Genomic DNA, 20474 nt, shown 5'->3' on the forward strand with positions numbered 1-20474 from the left:
CGTATTCAGTTTGAATATCGCTTCAAATGCGCAGATAGCAGCTACAAATATATTTACGATCGCGCTTTTGTAGTACGTGATAATGACAATAATCCTATTCGCATAATTGGTGCTATGCAGGATATTACGACTTTTAAAGAACGGGAGCAGCGAAGTCGTAAGTTTCAGAACGTTGTTTCCCGCCTGGCTACGGATCATTCTCTGCTGCAAAAGGATATTTTGGATGCGCTGGGAGAAGTTCTGCAAATTTCGGCCGATACATTAAATGTAGAACGTGTAAACCTTTGGCTGCTTGAAGACCACAAACTGCGGTGCATTTGTTCTTATGACGAGGGACAGCTTAACAGTATGCGTGGGAATATTATTATGCAGCAAGATAACCCAACCTATTTTAATTACATTAATGAACAACGCATTATTGCTGCTCAGCACCCATACCATCACGAAGCCTTTAGTGAACTCACGGATTCGTATTTGAAACCTAATAACATAAAATCGGTTTTAGATACCAGCGTAATAAGTTATGGTTCTACCCAAGCCGTCGTTTGCCATGAATCCGTAACCCAACAGCGCAACTGGAAAAGTGATGAAATTTCATTTGCCGGGGCGGTTACCGATCAGATTGCACAGCTTCTGGCCTACCAGGAGAAGAAAAAGCGCGACCAAGAAATTCGGGAATCCCTTAAGGAGAAAGAAACCTTGCTGGCTGAAGTACACCACCGGGTAAAAAACAACCTTGCTGTGGTATCAGGTATGATGCAACTGCAGGCTTTTGAGGAGAAAGACGAAGATTTACGCGCTAAGCTTTTTGACAGCGTGGCTCGTATCCAAACCATGGCTGCCATTCATGAGCTGTTATACAAATCAAATAGCTTTTCAAATCTGCGGTTTGATGAAAATATACAGAAACTAATCTCAAATATTACGGATACTTTCCAATCAGCGGATAGTATTGAGATATCTTTTAAGTTGGAAGCTATTAAACTTAATGTTAATCAGGCTATACCCTGCTCGCTCATTATTAATGAAGTAGTCACCAACGCTCTCAAGCATGCTTTTGAGGATACTGGTACCATTCGCATTGAACTTACTGAACAGAAAAACCATATCCTGCTTGCTATTACTGATAATGGAAAAGGATTACCCAACAACTATGAAAACCTAATACATAAAGGGTCTCTGGGTTTTAAACTTGTCGATACGCTTTCTAAACAGCTAAATGCAATCTATCAATTTATTTCTGACGAAAACGGTACAGCGTTTTCTCTGACGTTTGACCGAGCCAAAGTTAATGGTATTGGCAACGCATATTTAGATTGATATTTCATACTATATGCCTCATATAACTATCATTATATAGCAGATAATTTAAGCGACTCTTTATAATGAGATTTTATAGAATTCTTTTAGATAGCAAGTCTATAGCATTAATGCTTCTGTTATTTGGTTATGGATGGATTATTGGCTCTGATTTTATTGCTGCCGAGCTGAATGATCATGCGTTCAGCCTTCTTAACATCCAAATACTAAAGGGACTCCTTTTTGTGACTATTGCCTCGGCGGGGGTATATACACTGCTCTATCTTAAAGATAAGTCGCTGGAGCAAGGTCGCCGATATACGGATTCCATTCTGGAAACCATCGACGTGGCTATCCTTGTTATTACCGAAGAGGGTATCATTGATAATGTTAACAATGCTTTTGTACACATTTTTGAATACGATAAAAAAGAAGTTGTCGGGCGCCACTTTTCTTATTTGCTTAGTGAAAATAATTATGAGAGGGGATTCCATGATTTTCAACAACTTTTAGAAGGACAATCCTTTCCAAATGAAGAATGGGTTATAAACGACAAAACTGGCAATCCTATTTCTCTGGTTCTTAATTCCGAAATTCTACAGAATGACAATGAAAAGTTCCTGATCTTAAGCGCCATGGATATCACCGATCAAAAGGAAACTCAAGCGAAGCTTGAACACTCCCTGGCCGAAAAGGAAGTCCTTCTTTCCGAAATACATCACCGGGTAAAAAACAATCTGGCTATTGTCTCTGGATTAATGCAACTTCAGATTTTTGAAGAAGACAACCCTCGTCTCAAAGAAAAACTTGTTGCTGGCCTTACCCGAATTCAGGCCATTGGTTCTATCCACGAGTTAATATATCAGTCAAATAGCCTTAACGAGTTACGTTTCGATAAAAGCTTAAAACAGTTAGTTGATAATTTAATCGAGGTTTATGATCAGCTTAATACCATTGATTTAGATCTCAATCTGTCTGCCATTACCATTAATATCAACCAGGGAGTACCAGCATCTCTCATCATTAATGAACTTGTTACCAATACATTACAGCATGCATTTACTTCTGATAAAAACGGCCTTATTGCAATAGAATTATCCGAAAATGAGGACGAAATGCTTACCATATCTATCTCTGATAATGGGACAGGACTGCCCGATGAATTTACAACGCTTTCCGAAAATGACACGCTCGGATTTCAACTTGTCGATACTCTTTTAAAGCAACTTGAAGCTGAACACAACATCGATTCCACAGAACAGGGTACAAAATTTTCATTCTCTTTCAAGAAAACATCCAAAAAAGGAAGCAGTAGTATCTTTGAAAATTAAACTCCTAACTTTGTCTTTTAATTAACGTTGTACCCTTTTGAAATTTCCGTATTTTAAAGCAGCAAATATTCAAGAATCAACCCAATTATTATGACCCAAGAAGAAATTAATAATGGCAACCGTCTGATTGAAGATCTGATGGGCTCAACCATCAAAATAGAACAGGATGATGTAAAAGATATTCCGCTGGCTTTTCTGCAACTCGAAGACATGAAATTCCACTTAGCCTGGAAATGGCTCATGCCGGTGGTCATCAAAATTGAAGATGACTTGGGTTACTCGGTACTTATTAAAGATAAAGCCTGCATGGTCGTTGTAGATGATGATACTACCTTTGAGGCTGAGTCAGATACTAAAATGGAAGCTGTTTGGCGTGCTATTGTTGAATTTTTGGATTGGAATAACAATCAATAAATCTGATTTTTAATAGATCTTTTAGCCCTAAGCTCTAATCAGTTTAGGGCTTTTTTATTTTGGGATTCCTTTACCTTTGGCCCATTTTCTATACGAGTTGATAACTGGTTCAACCACAATCGTTCACAATTAAACATCTTTATGACAAAACGTTCTTTTGTTACCGGTGGTACTGGCTTTATTGGCATCAATTTGGTAAAACAACTTGTTGAACGAGGGTGGGATGTTACTACTCTGCATCGACCCACTTCTGATATATCAAAGCTGAAGCAACTGCCGGTTCAATTGGTGGAGGGATCTATCACTGATCTTGCTTCTTTGCAAAAAGCCATACCCAACAATACTGAAGTCGTTTTCCATCTGGCTGGCGATACCAACATGTGGTCGCAAAAAAATGAACGTCAAACAGAAATTAATGTGGGTGGTACACGGAATATGATTCAGGTTTCTGCCGGTAAAAATGTATCCACGTTCATCCACACGTCAAGCGTTTCGGCTTGGGGAATGATAAACGGAACCATATCTGAGGAAACACCACAGCAGGGAGAAGACTCATGGGTTAATTACGAACGTACCAAATGGCTCTCGGAACGAGAGGCACTGAAAGCTCGTGATCACAATATTAAAGTCGTAATCATGAATCCGGCCATGGTCGTAGGTCCACATGATGCTAATAACTGGGGGCGTCTATTCTTTGCCCTTCGAGATGATAACTTACCCGGTGTTACCCGGGGAAATATGAGTGTGGCTCATGTGGAGGAAGTTGCAAAGGCTCATATTTCAGCCGTTGAAAAGGGTAAAGATGGGGAACGCTATATTCTGGGCGGCCAGAACTGCACTTTTGCTGAGTTTGTATCTGTCATCGGAAAAATCTCTAACATTTCCGCTCAACCCAAAGTAATTCCTGAATTCATACTCAAACTTGTTGCCTATCTGCAGGCTGGAATTTCTTTTTTTACTGGAAAAGAACCAGACTTAACTCCGGAACTTGCAAAACTTATGACCCGAAATGTGATTTACTCCAGTGAAAAAGCCAAAAGAGAATTGGGTTATCACATTCCATCTGTGGAAACATCTGTTCAGGATTGTTATGATTGGCTTAAAAAAGAACAATTACTATAAGGAACTCTGTTCCTCCTCATTCATAAATGCTCTCTGAGCCTCAAAATAGTTCTTAAAATTTCCTGTGTCATATCTCTTTAACTTTTTGGGCAAAGGTAACCCCAAAACTGCCTTGTTCATTGATATCAATTCTTGGATTGCCGGTGTTAGCTGAAGCTCTCCGTCCTCATCCGGTTCAATACTTTTCAATATGTTAAAAATGCGGTTGTCCAATACATACCGACCAGCAACTGCCCATGGGTTTTTAATTTTTGCTGTCGGTTTCTCAATCATACCTGTAAGTTGTAAGACATCACCGCCTGATTCCGGAGCTATTTCACACTCAACAACGCCCCGCGATGAGATTTCCTCTTCAGGTATTGGATAAATCTACAGTACCGCTGCAATCTCTGTATTCCTTTTCAAAGAGATTAATTTTTGGATATAATTTTTTCGCCCCTCTCCTTTTAGCGGTGAATCCGAAAATGCTACCACGAAATTTTCTTCATTTACAAATGATTCTGCCTTCAACAACACACCACCCGGTCCGCTAAGGGTATCATCAACGATAAAGTCTACTGTGGTTTCTTTTTTAAAATAGTTCCTCATATCTGTATCATCACTTTTTGCTACCACAGCAATCTCTTCTATACCCGTTTCTTTTAGCTCCTCGATGATGTATTGCAGTACCGGCTTTTTCCCCAACGGCAACATCGGCTTGGATAAATAATCTGTGAGTGGCCTCAAACGACTGCCCAATCCTGCAGCGGGTATTACGGCTTTCCGAATCTTTGACATTATTTACCCGTTTTGAGTTTCCTATAATTGCTATTCTACTGGTAATCACCACAATAATAACTCTATGACAGAAGGTTAAATATTTTGCTCAAAAACCCTTATTTTTGGAGACTCTCAAGTTTACCACTGATTATAGTAAAGGATTGCAGTAATTGAACATTATCACAATTAATTAAGCATATAAGTGTAATAAAAACATACACTTAGAATATATTATGGACTCTCTTTTTCCCAAATACGACGTCATAGTAGTTGGTGCCGGACACGCAGGCAGTGAAGCCGCTGGTGCGGCAGCAGAAATTGGCGCTAACACACTATTGATAACAATGAACCTTGATGCCATTGCAAAAATGTCCTGCAATCCGGCTATTGGGGGTGTAGCTAAGGGACAGCTGGTACGAGAAATTGATGCCCTCGGCGGGCTTATGGGCAAAGTTGCTGACAAATCCGGGGTGCAATTTCGTATTCTGAATACCAGTAAAGGGCCTGCAATGTGGAGTCCACGCTGTCAAAGTGATCGAGCTCTTTACAGCAAGACCATGCGCGAAGAGCTTGAAAAGAAAGAGAATCTTCACTTCCGCCAGGATAATGTGGTTGATGTTTTAACAACCGATGATGGGAAAAGAGCAAAGGGTGTTAAAACCTCAACCGGTCAAGTCTTTGAAGCGGATGCTGTTATCCTTACTACCGGTACTTTTGGCAATGGGCTTATGCATATTGGGGATACTAATTTCGGTGGCGGACGGTCAGGAGAACGTGCCTCTATCGGAATTTCTGCTGCTCTTGAAGATTTAGGGTTTGAAGTCGGTCGACTTAAAACCGGTACGCCGCCGCGCATTGACGGGCGTTCTATTGATTATAACAAACTTGAAATTCAGTATGGTGATAAGGATCCCAACGCCTTCTCTTTCATGACTGAATCGCTCCCCTCTAAAGAAGAGCAGCTTACCTGCTGGATTGGATATACCAATGAAGACGTTCATGATATGCTCCGATCCGGATTTGATCGGAGCCCCATGTTTAATGGCACAATAGAATCAACCGGACCACGCTATTGTCCATCTATTGAGGATAAGATCAATCGCTTTTCTGACAAAAACAGTCATCAATTATTTTTAGAGCCCGAAGGGTGGAATACCTACGAAATGTATCTCAATGGGTTCTCGACCTCTCTCCCCGAGGATGTACAGTACAAAGCGCTCCGCACTATTCCAGGCTTTGAGGATGCCGTAATGCTTCGTCCGGGCTATGCGATTGAATATGATTACTTTCCTCCATATCAGATTCGTCGCAGCATGGAAACCAAAATTACGGAGGGTCTCTTTTTTGCAGGCCAAATTAACGGTACAACCGGATATGAAGAAGCTGCCTGCCAAGGACTTATGGCCGGAATAAATGCAGCACGAAAAGTTCAGGGACAAGAAGAATTTATCCTGAAAAGATCCGAGGCTTATGTTGGGGTGCTTATTGATGACCTTATCACCAAAGGTACCGAAGAGCCTTATCGCATGTTCACCTCCCGCGCAGAGCACCGAATTTTGTTGCGACAAGATAATGCCGATTTACGTCTCACTGAGCTTGGACATAAGATTGGCCTTGCATCTGATGAACGCTTTGAAAAATTCAAAACAAAAAAAGAAGCTATCGATGAGATTCATGATCTTTTTGCAGATTATACCGTCTATCCAGAGAAGATGGACGCGATGCTCAAAGAGCAAGGCACCTCTACATTATCCCAGCCGGTAAAAGCAAAAACACTTATTCCCCGACCCGAACTTTCTATTTTTGATCTGACGGAAGCGGATCCGGAACTCAAAGAACAAGCACAACAGATTACTACTGATGAACTTGTTTACGAGCAGGTTGAAATTCAGATCAAGTATGCCGGATATATCGAGAAGGAGTTTGAAATGGTTGAGGAGATGAAAAAGCAGGAAGATACCCTTATTCCTGACGAGCTTGATTATGGTAAAATAAATAGCCTTTCAGCTGAAGGACAGGAAAAAATGGAACGCATTCGGCCCGAAACTCTGGGGCAAGCGAGTCGCATCAGTGGCGTTTCGCCCAGCGATGTTTCGGTACTTATGGTATATCTTAACAACTAATTCTTCCCATAGTAATTATTAAACCCAACAAAGAAATAAGTTTCACGTGAAACAAATTCATATCTCTCAAAAACTCGTTCCACGTGAAACATTTGATAAAGTTGATGAACTCCTCACGAATAACAAGCAAAAGCTTGAATCATACTTAGACAAACTACTCTGGTGGAATAAACGCGTAAACCTCGTGAGTCGAGACGTTCCACGTGAAACCATTTGGGAGCATATTCGTCACTCCCTGATCATATCGGAGTTTTATTTCTTTAGACAAAACAACCTCTTCATTGACGCCGGGACCGGTGGCGGTATGCCCGGCCTCCCCTTGGCAATTACCCATCCCCAAAAACACTTTGTGCTCAATGATTTAGTTACCAAAAAATGTTTGGCGATGAAGCAAATAGCCCAACAGCTGAAGCTTAAAAATATTGCCATTATTGATGGCTCCATTGAAAACCTTAAGCATGACCAAAAGTGTATTCTGATATCCAAACATGCTTTTAAAATTAACAATCTAATCAAAATGACGAACCATTTGCCTTGGAAAAAAATGGTTCTTTACAAAGGATTGGATTTCGAAGAGGAGCTACAAGACATTTCGGAATCGCTAAATATTACATGCTACGACCTTTCCAGTGGTTCTGAATTTTACGCTGGCAAAGCCATCATAACCATCACCCGCCCCTAACTTTCCCGATTTTTCTTCGCTGATATACTCTGCGCTTTCACTTATATTAGGTGCTTTCATCCACCGCAAAACCTATCCCTTTGATCAATGAATAGCTCTGAGCGCAGAATGAAGCTTATCCTAATGCTTCAACAATCAAACAGTCGTATCACCGTAGATAAAATTGCCGAAAAATTTAACGTAAGCCGGCGAACTGTATTTCGGGATTTCAATGCTCTATCGGAAATGAATGTCCCGGTCACCCACGATAAGTACCATGGCTACGGTATTATGCAAGGGTATAAAATTCCACCGCTTATGTTCACAAATAAAGAGCTGGCTACCATTATGGTGGGACTTAATTTTGTAAAATCTCAGGTGGACCAAAAACTCATTGAGGATGCCAAGGGTGTAGAGCTAAAGATCAAAGAAGTAGTACCAGATGAATTACGTAATTTTATGGAATCACTGGAAGAACGAACGGTGGTTGATCCCTTTCTGAATTTTGGCGCTGAAAAAATGGAGGGCGGTGACTGGTATGTTATCAGCAATGCGATTGCAAAAAATAAAACCATACGATTTAATTACCGAGCTAAATCGACAGAAGAAAACAGCAGTCGAAAAGTCGACCCTTATATTATTGTTTTTTATCGTGACCACTGGAATGTTATCGGCCACTCACATAAAAGAGACGATACCCGCAATTTTGTGCTCGATCGCATGTCAAATATCAAAATTCTGGATAAAGAATTCGTGCCATATGGCAAAATCGACGTAGAAGGCCTTATTTTTCGTTCTGACGAGCGTTCGGAAAAAATAATAGTAGATGTACACAAGAACGCAGTAAAGCGATTTCAAGCCAACCTACCGACAAAAATAATTAATAAAGAGGCCGTTAAACCTAATTTTTTTAGGATTGAATTTTATTTTGACAATTTGGATTTCATTAATGAATGGCTTCTTCAATTTCCTAAGGACGTAAAATTGATTTCACCAGACCTATTATTAGAAAAAAGAAATGTATTATTAAAAGAAATGATAGATAATTAAATATTATCATAGATTCAGAAAACAAAATAATATGATACAGCGAAGAACAGTTGGTATCATCGGGACCGGAAATGTTGGAGTGGCTGCTGCTTATGCCCTCTTCAATCAGCGAATAGCAAGTGAAATTATTTTGGTTGATCAAAATAAAGAAAAAGCCGAAGGCGAAGCCATGGATCTGATGCATGGTCAGCTTTTGGTGGGAAATGTAAAAGTGCGCTCTGGCAGTTACAAAGACCTCAAGGATACCCAGGTCATTGTTGTTACCGCAGGAGTTGGACAAAAGTCACCCGACGAATCAAGGCTTGAACTCCTAAATAGAAATGCCACTGTTTTTAAGGATATCATTTCAAAATTAGATACCCATGCCCCGAATGCCATTTTGATTATTGCTACCAATCCGGTGGATATCCTCACCTATGTTTCACAAAAGTTAAGCAGCCGAGAACCCCACAGAATTATTGGTACCGGTACCCTTTTAGATACCGCCCGTTTCCGTGCGCTCTTGGGTAACTACTATGAAGTCGACCCGCGATCGGTACACGCTTATATCCTCGGCGAACACGGCGATTCCGAAGTGCCGATCTGGAGCCAGGCCAATATCGGCGGCAAGCCCATTGAACATAATACTATAATGAACAAACCGTATAACAGAGAAGCGCTCGAAAAACTGTGTCAGAAGTCCAAGAATGCCGCTTACGAAATTATTGAGCGTAAAGGATTTACCAATACTGCAATCGGCGTTGTTATCGCGCGTATCGTAGAAGGGATTTTAGAAGATGAAAAAAGTGTGATTCCTGTTAGTGTCCATTGGAATGGAGAATACGGAATCAGCAATGTATGCATGAGCCTCCAAAGTGTAATTGGACTGGAAGGCGTAAAGAATAAAATTACACCCGATCTTACTGATGAAGAGATAGAAGGGCTTACTCAATCAGCAAATATTTTGAAAGAAAGCCTGTCCGGAATTGAAGAGATCGATTAAAAAAAACCCTGTCAGATTTAAACTCTGACAGGGTCTACATTATATAATTAATAAAGTGCTAATTGCTAAACCGTTTCGTCTTCCTCTTCGTTAACGACTCGAGTAACGGCAGCAATTTTCCCTTCGGTATCGAGACGCATAATACGAACACCTTGTGTATTTCTACCCATCGTTCGAATACCGTCACAACTCATCCGAATAACTTTACCGCCTTCAGTAATAACCATCAGATCATCTTTATCAGAAACATCTTTAAGAGCAATAAGTTCTCCGGTTTTCTTGGTGACTTTAAGTGTAATTACGCCCTTTCCGCCACGACTTTGTTCGCGGTAATCTTCGACCAGCGAACGTTTCCCGTAACCATTTTCAGAGATGGCCAGAACGGTAGCACCGTGGGTATTTTTGATAACAACCATATCAACAAGCTCGTTATCTTTACCCAGATCCATTCCCTTTACACCAGAAGTATTTCGGCCCATATCACGGACTTCATCTTCGTGGAATCGAATAGCTCGTCCTTTTCTATTGGCAAGAATAATGTTGCTTTCACCATTCGTAAGAGCAGCTTCGAGTAATGAATCATCGTCATTTATATTAATAGCGATAATTCCATCTCGTCGCGGACGACTATAAGCTTCAAGGGTGGTTTTCTTAACCTTGCCCTCTTTTGTGGTCATAATAATGTAATTGTTATTGATGTATTCCTCATCATCCAGTGTTTTCACTGGCACAAATGTCTTGATAGAGTCATCCTTATCAATATCAATAAGATTAACAATGGCACGTCCACGAGCAGTTCTTGATCCTTCGGGAATCTCATACACTTTCAACCAGTAACATTGTCCTTTCTCCGTAAAGAAGAGAATATAATTATGGTTGGTCGCTACAAAAAGATGCTCTACATACTCGTCATCTTTTGTAGTAGTGCCTTTCATTCCCTTTCCACCACGTTTCTGTCGACGGTAACCGCTGACCGGCATACGCTTGATGAAGCCTTTATTGGATATAGTCACAACTACATCTTCATCAGCAATCATATCTTCAACGCTGAAATCCTCAGCCGAATGTACAATTTGTGTACGACGTTCATCACCGTATCGATCCTTTATCTCAAGAAGTTCATCTTTAATTATAGTCTTTTGACGATCACGGTTGGAAAGAATCTCACGATAGTCCGCAATTTTCTCGGCAATATCGTTGTATTCAAGCTCAATCTTATCACGCTCCAGTCCGGTAAGCTTTTGCAAACGCATATCCAAAATAGCCTTCGCCTGCAGATCAGTAAGCGCAAATTTTGATCGTAGCGCTTCATTCGCTTCCTGAGGACTGTCCGAGGCTCGAATCGTTTTTATGACCTCGTCCAGATCATCCAGTGCAATCTTAAGTCCCTCAAGTATATGCGCTCGAGATTCAGCCTGATCCAGATCATAAAGCGTACGTCGAATAATAACTTCAACACGATGCTCTACATAATGATAAATAAGCTCCTTAAGCGGCATTACTTTGGGACGCCCTTTTACAAGCGCCAAACTAATAACCCCAAAGGTCGTCTGCATCTGTGTATACTTATAAAGCTGATTGAGCACAATGCCTGTATTGGCATTTCTTTTAAGTATTACCACAATGCGCATTCCGTCACGATCCGACTCATCACGAATCTCAGAAATTTCGTCAATTTTATCGTTTTGCGTCAGCTTGGCAATCTTTTGAACCAAGGTAGTTTTATTAACTTGGTAAGGAATCTCCGTGATAACAATTTGTTCACGTCCGTGACGCAGCTCTTCTGTTGTGCAACGAGCACGAAGGGTGATCTTCCCACGACCCGTTTCATAGGCTTCCTTCACTCCCTCATAACCGTATATAATGCCACCAGTTGGAAAATCTGGAGCTGGAATATGTTCCATAAGCTCCTTGCATTCGATATCCGGATTATCCAAATAGGCAACAATACCGTCAATGGTTTCCGTTAAATTATGGGGGGCCATATTCGTAGCCATCCCCACCGCAATACCCGAAGCTCCGTTCAGCAGCATATTCGGCAACATCCCCGGGAGCACCGTTGGCTCTTGAAGGGTATCATCAAAGTTATCGTTAAAATCGACAGTCTCTTTGTTGATATCCGTGAGCATCTCCTCGGCAATACGCTCCATACGAACTTCTGTATAACGCATAGCCGCTGCAGAGTCACCGTCAATAGAACCAAAGTTCCCCTGCCCGTCAACTAATGGATAACGCAGGGAGAAATCCTGAACCATCCGAACAATCGAATCGTAAACGGCCGAATCACCGTGCGGGTGATACTTACCCAACACCTCACCTACAATACGAGCACTCTTTTTATAATTTCTATTATGAAGCATGCCCAGCTCACTCATCCCATAGAGAATACGTCGGTGAACCGGCTTTAAGCCATCCCGAACATCGGGAAGGGCACGAGATACAATAACCGACATCGAGTAATCGATATAGGCCGACTGCATCTCATCTTCAATCGCAATAGGTATAATTTTATCTCTTGCCATGGATAATATTTAGTACAGTGTTAAAATTAGATTCCTAAAAGTGACTAAGGCTAAAGTGGTAAAGTGTTTTCGTTCAAAACTGAACCTCAACACTTCGTACTCCACCACTTAGATTTAAATATCGAGCGTTGCGTATTTAGCATTACGTTCAATGAATTCCCGACGAGGTTGAACATCAGAACCCATCAACCTGGAAAACAGCTTATCAGCAGCGGCGGCATTGTCTACCGTTACCTGCTGCAGGGTTCGTGTTTCAGGATCCATTGTGGTTTCCCAAAGTTGCTCGGGATTCATTTCCCCAAGCCCCTTATAGCGGGAAACATCAAATTTATAACGGGATTTTCTGTGCTCTTTTACCAGCTTTCGACGCGTTTCTTCATCCCAGGCGTAATCAATATTGCCCCGGCTATCCGTAATTTTATAAAGCGGTGGCATCGCAATATATACATGACCACCTTCCACAAGGGGTTTCATATATCGATAGAAAAACGTAAGCAACAAGGTTCTAATGTGAGAGCCGTCCACATCGGCATCTGTCATAATAATGATTTTGTGGTACCGTAATTCTTCCAGATCGAAATCTTCTTCAGAATGGCCCACTCCAGCACCTAAAGCCGTAATCATGGCCTGAATTTCATTATTCTCCAGAATTCGGTTGATCTTGGCCTTTTCGGTATTCAAGATCTTACCTCGAAGCGGCAGTATCGCCTGGAAACTGCGATTACGACCCATCTTGGCAGATCCACCGGCGGAGTCACCCTCTACCAGGTAAATCTCACTTTGCTTGGGATCTTTTATCGAACAATCCGCCAACTTACCAGGAAGTCCGCCACCGCTCATCGCACTCTTGCGCTGAATAAGCTTACGAGCTTTCTTGGCTGCCTCTCGCGCTTCGGCGGCCAGAATTACTTTCTCAAGAATCTTTTTAGCAACCTTGGGATTCCGTTCCAGATACTCATTCATCTGTTCATAAACGATAACCTCAACGGCACTTTGTACTTCAGAGTTACCGAGCTTCGTTTTCGTCTGTCCTTCAAATTGAGGTTCGGGAACTTTTACACTTAACACAGCCGTCATTCCTTCACGAAAATCACTGCCCGAAACGCTGATGTCACTTTTGATAAGATTATTATCCTTAGCATACTTTTTCAGCGAGCGGGTAAGCGCACGACGGAAACCGGAAATATGCGTCCCGCCTTCGCGCGTATTAATATTATTAACGTAGGAGTGAACATTCTGAGAATAACTTCCATTGTACTGAATAGCCAACTCAACAGGAACCATATCAACCTCACCTTCTATTAATATAGGTTCCGGCATCATGGATTCACGGTCCTCATCCAAATATTGAACAAAATCTTTTACCCCGCCTTCGTAATGGAAGGTTTCTTCCAGGTCTTCATCACGCTCATCCTTTAAGTTAATCGTAATTTGCGGGTTCAAAAATGCTAATTCACGCATCCGCTCCGCAATAATATCGTACTTAAACTCTTGGGTCTGCTTAAAAATCTCCGGATCAGGTGTAAATGTAATGGTCGTTCCCGTTTTGTCGGTCTTACCTTTTACCTTAAGCGGCTGAACCGTGGCACCATGCTCAAACTCCATCACATAAATTTCACCGTCACGATGGATCTCAGCATAAAAGTGAGAAGAAAGGGCATTCACACAACTAACACCAACACCGTGCAATCCACCAGATACTTTATACGTATTTTTATCGAATTTACCCCCGGCATGCAGTTTTGTTAAAACAACCTCAACAGCAGGTAATTTAATTTTGGGATGTTCATCGACTGGAATTCCACGACCGTTATCTGTAATGGTAATGGAACCATCTTCATTAATAGTCACATCCATTTGATCGCAATGGCCTTCCATTGCTTCATCAATAGAGTTATCAACAACCTCATTAATAAGGTGATGAAGCCCGCGCTGACCGGTATCCCCGATATACATCGCAGGACGCTTACGAACGGCCTCCAGACCTTCTAAAACCTGAATGTTTTCCGCTTTGTAATCTGATCCTTTCTTATTCGCCATAAATATAGGTATGAATGGGGTTTAAAATAATGATGAAGACGCCTGAAAATAGGGCATAAATAGGCAAAATCAAAGTAAGTGATGGTGCTTATTGGCAAAAGTAGAGATATGCTCGTAAATCAAATTTATCCCCTGTTAGAAGTCTTCCTGAATTTGCTGTTTTTGTTCTCCCCAGAACGGCTTAATATGTGAAAAAAATACCTTTAAAAGAAACATTGATCTTTTTGGGGAATAAGCCTATTTTTCCAGTCTATCTGAAGAAATGTAAAATAACGTTTTATTCGTATCATGGCACGTAAAGATGACATTACCGGAAAGGGAGCACAAAATGGTTATCGCTCCTCAAAATCCAATAACAAGACGAAGCACAAGTTTCAGCAGAATCTGCAGAAGAAAAAGTTTTATGTCCCCGAGGAAGATAAGTGGGTAACGCTGAAAGTTTCTGCCAAAACGCTTCGCACGATTAATAAGAAAGGTATCCATGCCGTGCTGAAAGAAGCAAGAAAAAAAGGAACTCTCATTAAAGACGTATAAATAGCACTATGGCAAAAGGAAACAGAGTACAAGTAATTTTAGAATGTACCGAAGCACCGGGTACGTCGCGGTATCATACTACTAAAAACCGACGAAATTCTCCGGATCGTTTGGAGTTGAAAAAATACAATCCGGTTCTTCGCAAGCATACCGTTCACAAAGAAATTAAATAAGTAATATCCAAGAACCAGTATCATGGCTAAGAAGAAAACTTTCGGAACAAAAGATGAGCAAAAGTCGGACAACCGGCGCATGGCCAAAGTTATTGTAGCCCAAAAAACGGCTAACAATAAGTATGGTTATAAAGAAGCCATTATCGATGAAGATAATGTGCAAGACTTTATCAACGAGAATAAAGACTAAGCACTTTTTCTTTATTTGATAAAAAGGTTGCATCCGCATGAGTGGATGGAGCCTTTTTTTATGAGCTTGTTCCATCCTAACCCTTTTAAAATTGATTTATATGGCTATCAAAGATCAAATCATGGCCGACCTCAAACAGGCAATGAAAGATAAAGAGCAGGATAAGCTGCGCGTATTGCGATCACTCAAGTCGAAACTGCTGGAGCGTGAAATAAGTGAACGTAAAGGCGGTGAACGAGAACTTTCTGATGAGCAAACCATTGAGGTACTCATGAAAGCAGCCAAGCAACGCAAGGAATCTATCGAGCAGTTTGAAAAAGGCGGCCGCGATGATCTGGCTAATTCTGAAAAGGAGGAGTTGGAGATCATTAACTCCTATCTTCCGGAAATGCTTTCAGAAGAGGAGGTACGCGATAGAGCCAAAGAAAAAATCGAAGAACTCGGCGCCGAGGATATGTCCGACATGGGGCAAGTTATGGGGGTGCTCATGCAAGAATTGAAAGGTAAGGCAGAAGGATCTGTAGTAAGCAAGGTTGTTAAAGAAGAACTTTCTTAAAGCCACTACCCATGAGTCTGATCGATTTCCTGATCCTAATCCCTATTGCTTACTTCGCTTATCGCGGATTTGCTAATGGGATCATCAAGGAAGTATTCAGCATTGTGGGGATCATTTTAGGGGTTTTTCTAACCTTTCAATATATGGATTCCGTCAGTGCAGCAATAAAACCGTTTTTTGAAGAAGGCGCTTCTTTCATCCCTTTTATTTCGGCCATCATTATTTTCGTCGGTACATTATCACTGGTGCACCTGGCAGCATTTGTTAGCAAAAAGTTTTTAGAGACGATTAAACTAAATTCTGTTAATCGCATTGCTGGTGCTGCTTTTGGCTTTTTAAAAAGCGGTATTGTAATAAGTGCCATTCTTCTTATTCTGGCCGGATTTAGTATTCCTTCTAAAGAAGCCCGAAAAAACTCAGCCACCTATTCTTATGTTATCTACCTGGCCCCTTGGGCTTATGACACGGTAGCAACCGTTTATCCCGGTGCCGAAAACTTTACGACGACCATCAAGAAGACGCTCGAGCAATATAATCCAATTGAAAACTTTCCCTTTTTAGAACAGAGCAATTCCTAACGATTTATGAATTTTTTACCTGTTGACGAACAACTTGATGTAATTAGAAGAGGTACAGTTGAAATTGTACCTGAAGAAGAGCTTGTCGAAAAGCTCAAAAAATCCAGAGAAAAAAACACACCCCTGAAAATAAAGCTGGGCTGCGATCCTACACGTCCCGACCTGCACCTGGGCCACTCAGTAATTCTTCGAAAGTTACGCCAGTTCCAGGATTTAGGTCACGAAGCCATTCTTATCATTGGGGATTTTACTGCCCTCATCGGCGACCCTACCGGTCAAAATGAAACGCGCCCGGCTCTTTCTCCGGAAGAGATCAAAGAAAATGCTAAAACTTATCTTGACCAGGCAACGAAGATTTTAGACGAAGATAAAACCACCATCGTATATAATTCTGAATGGTTAGGGAAAATGAATTTCCAGGATGTTATTAAGTTGACATCTAAGCTGACTGTTGCCCGTATGATTGAGCGGGATGATTTTTCCAAGCGGTACGAAAACAATGAACCAATTTCATTGCACGAATTTTTATATCCGCTGGCGCAGGGGCAAGATTCCGTTCACTTGCAATCGGATGTAGAACTCGGCGGTACGGACCAAAAATTTAATCTTCTTATAGGTCGTGAGCTCCAAAAAGATGATGGCCAGGAGCCCCAAATTGCGCTAATGATGCCATTGCTCGTTGGCACCGACGGAACCAAGAAGATGTCGAAGTCTTACGACAACTACATCGGCATTACAGAAAGTGCCAATGACATGTACGGAAAGGTACTTTCCATTCCCGATGATCTGATCTTCTCGTGGTTTGAATTACTCTCTGATATCGACGTGGATAAACTGCCCAAATACAAAGAAAAAGCAGAAAAGGATCCGCGCGATACCAAACACGAGCTGGCACTGGTAATCACACGCATGTATCACGGAAAGGAGGCTGCCAAAGCTGCTCGTGACCACTTCGAAAAAACAGTTGTCGGTAATGAAATCCCCGATGATGCCCCCACCCTTGAATATGACGCCGGTTCGGAAGTACGCCTGTTAGATATTGTTTCGGATGCGGGCTTTACAGACAGTAACGGCCAGACCAAACGCCTGATTAAGCAGGGCGGCATTTCTATTGATGATGAGAAGGTTTCGGATAAAGGTTACAGCGTAACGTTTGCTGATGATACCGAGTTTACCTTAAAAGTCGGGAAACGTAATTATGCTATTGTGAAGGCTAAGTGAGAAGAAAAAGTTCTGGGAAGAACGCAATAACTATTTAAATATAACCCTTAACTTTTTACCTTCTACTTTCTACAATAGTAATATGCTCAAAATCTCATCACTTAACGTTAACGGCATTCGCGCAGCACACCGTCATGGTTTTACGGATTGGGTTGATCAAACGGATCCGGATATTATTTGCCTTCAGGAATTACGTGCAATGGAGCATCAGGTCCCCGGACCGGTACAGAAGCTGGATTATCATGAAGCCTATCATACCGCAGAAAAGAAAGGATATTCGGGCGTAGGTATTTTATCAAAGCAGGAACCCATCCGCATAGAAAAGGGTATGGGGGTAGATTGGGTCGATAGTGAGGGACGCATAATAATGGCTGAGTATGATAACCTATATGTGTTTTCGATCTATGCGCCCAGCGGAACTACCGGCGATGAGCGACAAGATCTAAAAATGGAATTTTTGGATTACTTCCTCCCCTTTGCCCAGAAGTTTCTTTCAAAAAAAAAACCGGTAGTAATCTGTGGGGACTATAACATCTGTCATAAACCTCTTGATATCCATAATCCCAAAAGAAATAAAAACACCTCCGGATTTTTACCCGAAGAACGAGAGTGGGTCTCACGTTTGCTGCAAACCGGTTTTGAGGATGTGTATCGCAGCCTACATGAAGGAGAAGAAGACTTATACAGCTGGTGGAGCTATCGCGCAGCATCCAAAGAGCGAAACAAAGGCTGGCGTATTGATTACCACATGACCTGTCCGCAAATGCTCTCTGCTGCCGAGGAGGCTACCATCGAAATGGAATGGGATTTATCGGATCATGCCCCAGTGACAATTAGTTATAACCTTTAATGGCTTTCCCAGCATCATTATTATATATTTTACTCCGCGCTATTTAATATTTAATAATTTAGGTTATAAGTAATGGGCACACATTACCAAGGCAATGAAAGAGAGGAAAAAACACTTAACGCATTTATCAAATTGATGCGTGCCACCGAGACCATAAATAACCGACTTAACCGGCAGCTTAGTGATGTAGGATTAACAATTAGCCAGTTTGGCGTGCTGGAAGCTCTTCTGCATTTAGGGCCTCTTAATCAAAAAGCGTTGGGAGAAAAGCTTCTGAAAAGTGGCGGTAATATTACCCTCGTGATTGATAATCTTGAAAAAAGTGGATGGGTTGAGCGTCATCAGGATCCTGAGGACCGGCGCTCCATGCTTATTCATCTTACCGATGAGGGCGAAGAATTTATATCTGACTACTTTCCAAAACATCTTGATCGTATTGTTTCGGAGTTTGAGGTATTATCAGATAACGAATTAGAGCAACTCGGCAATATCTGCAAAAAGTTGGGACTTAAAGAATAGCCTCTTAATCATATCTGATAGCATCAGCCGGTGATACCTGGGCCGCTCTTTTAGCAGGATACCAGCTGGCCAGTAAACACAAGAGCAAACTACCCGCGAGCACGATACTCACATCAACGTAGCTTATACTTACCGGATAGGCATCAATAATGAAGGCTGATGAAAGCTTTATGAGCCCATATTGCTGCTGCACCCAACTAAGCAGTAACCCGAGCCCACCACCGATAACACAACCAATTAAACCGATATAAAAACCCTGGCGAACAAATATATTTTTTATATCTGAAGGAGTGAAACCCATAGTCAAAAGAATGCCAATATCACGATTTTTTTGGATGACAATCATCGTCAGTGATCCAATAATATTAAGTACGGCTACCAGTACGATGATCATCAAGATGATATAGGAACTCCACTTTTCAAGGTACATGACATCGTAAAGGGGCTTTTGCAGGTCATACCAGGTTGAAATTTCGTAATCTGATCCAAGTGTGGCCTGTAATTTTTCCTTCACAGGTTGAGCCTGAGCAGTATTTTGCAACCGAACATCAATGCCAGAAATAGCATTACGAACCTCAAATAATCGCTGTGCAGCTTCCTTATCAATAAAAACACCAGGGCCATCGGTAATTTGAATCTGTGAAAAACTTCCCCGTATCTGAAAGCGAAAACTTCGTGGAAGCGAGAACTGTGTAAGTGACTTACGCATCCCCGCTGCACTTAGCAATACGACTTCATCATTTATTCTGAGGTTCAGCTCATTGAGCAATTGCCCATTGATCAACATACCAGGGCGACGTTCACGGACGGGCAAATCAACAACTCCTTCGCTAATATTTTCATCAAGGTTACTCACCTCAAAATAATCATCCTCATCAATCCCCCTAACCTGTACTACTTTATCATCACTTTGCTCAAATGCCAGCAGTGCTTTTCCTTCTACATACGAAGCCGTTGCCTGAATTTCGGGAATATCGGATAGCTTCTGCTCCATATCACCGGTAAAAAGAAAAGAGTTAGAGGTGGTAGATTCTATTCGCAGATCGGGATCGTTCTGCAGGAGCAGTCCCTGAATCACATCGAAAAAACCATTAAACACCGAAAGTACGACGATCAGCAGTGCCGTACCAATAGTAACCCCAATAATACTGATAATAGTAAGTGTAGAGATCAGCGAGATGTGCTTTCGCGAAAATAAATAACGTCTGGCTACAAATCCGGTTGTTTTCATAAGCTCTGAAAATAATCATAAAAAAGAAGGATTACAGCCACTGATATATATATAATTCTTTGTTAAAATAGCTCAAAATTTAACATTGATAGATCTTAAACATAAAACAACAAGTAACTTTCAATGACTACCTGAATTTACCGGCTAAGTTCCTATTAATACAAACGTCGTTCGCCCATAATCTGCACATCTTCGCTCACGTCCTTAACTATCAACGGAAATAACATAAAGCACTTTGAGCTTAACTTTCTATTTCTACATCGTTTAGAGCTTTGATTAGTTCCACTCTAACAGCAACGGTATCATATGCTTACATAAA

General features: G+C 41.4%; 19 protein-coding genes and 1 pseudogene. 16 read left to right on the top strand and 4 right to left on the bottom strand.

The window, feature by feature from the left end; translation table 11 throughout:
* The 4 genes from ACQ76V_RS08195 to ACQ76V_RS08210 all read left to right on the top strand — a co-directional run.
* Nucleotides 1-1320 (top strand): histidine kinase dimerization/phosphoacceptor domain -containing protein (locus ACQ76V_RS08195; protein ID WP_441000002.1); only part of this gene is annotated, 1320 nt, incomplete at its 5' end.
* 65 nt (nucleotides 1321-1385) lie between these two features.
* Nucleotides 1386-2630 (top strand): sensor histidine kinase, encoded by a 1245-nt coding sequence (locus ACQ76V_RS08200; protein ID WP_441000003.1) that lies wholly within the window; start codon nucleotides 1386-1388, stop codon nucleotides 2628-2630.
* 90 nt (nucleotides 2631-2720) lie between these two features.
* Nucleotides 2721-3044, top strand: coding sequence for a hypothetical protein (locus ACQ76V_RS08205; protein ID WP_441000004.1), 324 nt, complete (start codon nucleotides 2721-2723; stop codon nucleotides 3042-3044).
* A gap of 141 nt (nucleotides 3045-3185) precedes the next feature.
* On the top strand, nucleotides 3186-4166 hold the full coding sequence (locus tag ACQ76V_RS08210) for an SDR family oxidoreductase (protein WP_441000005.1): 981 nt from the start codon (nucleotides 3186-3188) through the stop codon (nucleotides 4164-4166).
* On the opposite strand, the pseudogene ACQ76V_RS08215 reads toward ACQ76V_RS08210, so the two are convergent.
* Nucleotides 4161-4943 (bottom strand): annotated as a pseudogene (locus ACQ76V_RS08215) (sugar phosphate nucleotidyltransferase). The gene ACQ76V_RS08210 and the pseudogene ACQ76V_RS08215 sit on opposite strands and share 6 nt — an antisense overlap.
* A gap of 215 nt (nucleotides 4944-5158) precedes the next feature.
* On the opposite strand from ACQ76V_RS08215, the gene mnmG reads away from it, so the two are divergent.
* The 4 genes from mnmG (at nucleotide 5159) to ACQ76V_RS08235 (ending at nucleotide 9741) form a co-directional block, all read left to right on the top strand.
* Nucleotides 5159-7048 carry a tRNA uridine-5-carboxymethylaminomethyl(34) synthesis enzyme MnmG gene (mnmG, locus tag ACQ76V_RS08220; RefSeq protein WP_441000006.1) on the top strand — a complete coding sequence of 630 codons (1890 nt, stop codon included), beginning with the start codon at nucleotides 5159-5161 and terminating at the stop codon, nucleotides 7046-7048.
* Between the two features lie 46 nt (nucleotides 7049-7094).
* The gene (locus tag ACQ76V_RS08225) at nucleotides 7095-7730 is read left to right on the top strand and encodes a 16S rRNA (guanine(527)-N(7))-methyltransferase RsmG (protein ID WP_441000007.1); all 636 of its coding nucleotides are present in this window, start codon (nucleotides 7095-7097) and stop codon (nucleotides 7728-7730) included.
* A gap of 87 nt (nucleotides 7731-7817) precedes the next feature.
* Nucleotides 7818-8759, top strand: a complete 942-nt coding sequence (locus tag ACQ76V_RS08230) for a helix-turn-helix transcriptional regulator (RefSeq protein ID WP_441000008.1) — start codon at nucleotides 7818-7820, stop codon at nucleotides 8757-8759.
* Nucleotides 8760-8790: 31 nt separating this feature from the next.
* On the top strand, nucleotides 8791-9741 hold the full coding sequence (locus tag ACQ76V_RS08235; protein ID WP_441000009.1) for an L-lactate dehydrogenase: 951 nt from the start codon (nucleotides 8791-8793) through the stop codon (nucleotides 9739-9741).
* 65 nt (nucleotides 9742-9806) lie between these two features.
* On the opposite strand, the gene gyrA is transcribed toward ACQ76V_RS08235, so the two are convergent.
* Both gyrA and gyrB read right to left on the bottom strand, forming a co-directional pair.
* Nucleotides 9807-12263, bottom strand: coding sequence for a DNA gyrase subunit A (gene gyrA, locus ACQ76V_RS08240; protein ID WP_441000010.1), 2457 nt, complete (start codon nucleotides 12261-12263; stop codon nucleotides 9807-9809).
* A gap of 114 nt (nucleotides 12264-12377) precedes the next feature.
* A complete protein-coding gene (gene gyrB, locus ACQ76V_RS08245) occupies nucleotides 12378-14303 on the bottom strand; it encodes a DNA topoisomerase (ATP-hydrolyzing) subunit B (RefSeq protein ID WP_441000011.1) in 1926 nt (641 codons plus the stop codon).
* A 288-nt stretch (nucleotides 14304-14591) separates the two neighbouring features.
* Here gyrB and rpmB point away from each other — a divergent pair, with 288 nt between their 5' ends.
* From rpmB to ACQ76V_RS08285, 8 genes are all read left to right on the top strand, one after another.
* Entirely contained in the window at nucleotides 14592-14837 is a 246-nt protein-coding gene (gene rpmB / locus ACQ76V_RS08250; RefSeq protein WP_342521455.1) for a 50S ribosomal protein L28, read from the top strand.
* An 8-nt stretch (nucleotides 14838-14845) separates the two neighbouring features.
* Nucleotides 14846-15010, top strand: coding sequence for a 50S ribosomal protein L33 (rpmG, locus tag ACQ76V_RS08255; RefSeq protein ID WP_095607703.1), 165 nt, complete (start codon nucleotides 14846-14848; stop codon nucleotides 15008-15010).
* A gap of 22 nt (nucleotides 15011-15032) precedes the next feature.
* Nucleotides 15033-15200 carry a DUF4295 family protein gene (locus tag ACQ76V_RS08260; protein WP_441000012.1) on the top strand — a complete coding sequence of 56 codons (168 nt, stop codon included), beginning with the start codon at nucleotides 15033-15035 and terminating at the stop codon, nucleotides 15198-15200.
* A 100-nt stretch (nucleotides 15201-15300) separates the two neighbouring features.
* Entirely contained in the window at nucleotides 15301-15756 is a 456-nt protein-coding gene (locus ACQ76V_RS08265) for a GatB/YqeY domain-containing protein (protein ID WP_441000013.1), read from the top strand.
* Nucleotides 15757-15767: 11 nt separating this feature from the next.
* Nucleotides 15768-16334 carry a CvpA family protein gene (locus tag ACQ76V_RS08270; protein WP_441000014.1) on the top strand — a complete coding sequence of 189 codons (567 nt, stop codon included), beginning with the start codon at nucleotides 15768-15770 and terminating at the stop codon, nucleotides 16332-16334.
* 6 nt (nucleotides 16335-16340) lie between these two features.
* The gene (tyrS, locus tag ACQ76V_RS08275) at nucleotides 16341-17555 is read left to right on the top strand and encodes a tyrosine--tRNA ligase (protein ID WP_441000015.1); all 1215 of its coding nucleotides are present in this window, start codon (nucleotides 16341-16343) and stop codon (nucleotides 17553-17555) included.
* 82 nt (nucleotides 17556-17637) lie between these two features.
* Complete coding sequence (locus tag ACQ76V_RS08280; protein WP_441000016.1) at nucleotides 17638-18405, top strand: exodeoxyribonuclease III; 768 nt, start codon at nucleotides 17638-17640, stop codon at nucleotides 18403-18405.
* Nucleotides 18406-18477: 72 nt separating this feature from the next.
* Nucleotides 18478-18924, top strand: a complete 447-nt coding sequence (locus ACQ76V_RS08285) for a MarR family winged helix-turn-helix transcriptional regulator (protein ID WP_441000017.1) — start codon at nucleotides 18478-18480, stop codon at nucleotides 18922-18924.
* A gap of 4 nt (nucleotides 18925-18928) precedes the next feature.
* Here the strand turns inward: ACQ76V_RS08285 and ACQ76V_RS08290 are convergent, their stop codons facing one another.
* Nucleotides 18929-20155: an FtsX-like permease family protein gene (locus ACQ76V_RS08290; protein WP_441000018.1), complete on the bottom strand. Its 1227-nt coding sequence runs from the start codon at nucleotides 20153-20155 to the stop codon at nucleotides 18929-18931.
* Between the last annotated feature and the right edge of the window lie 319 nt (nucleotides 20156-20474).

The organism is Fodinibius sp. SL11 (genome assembly GCF_052060035.1).
GTDB lineage: Bacteria > Bacteroidota > Rhodothermia > Balneolales > Balneolaceae > Fodinibius.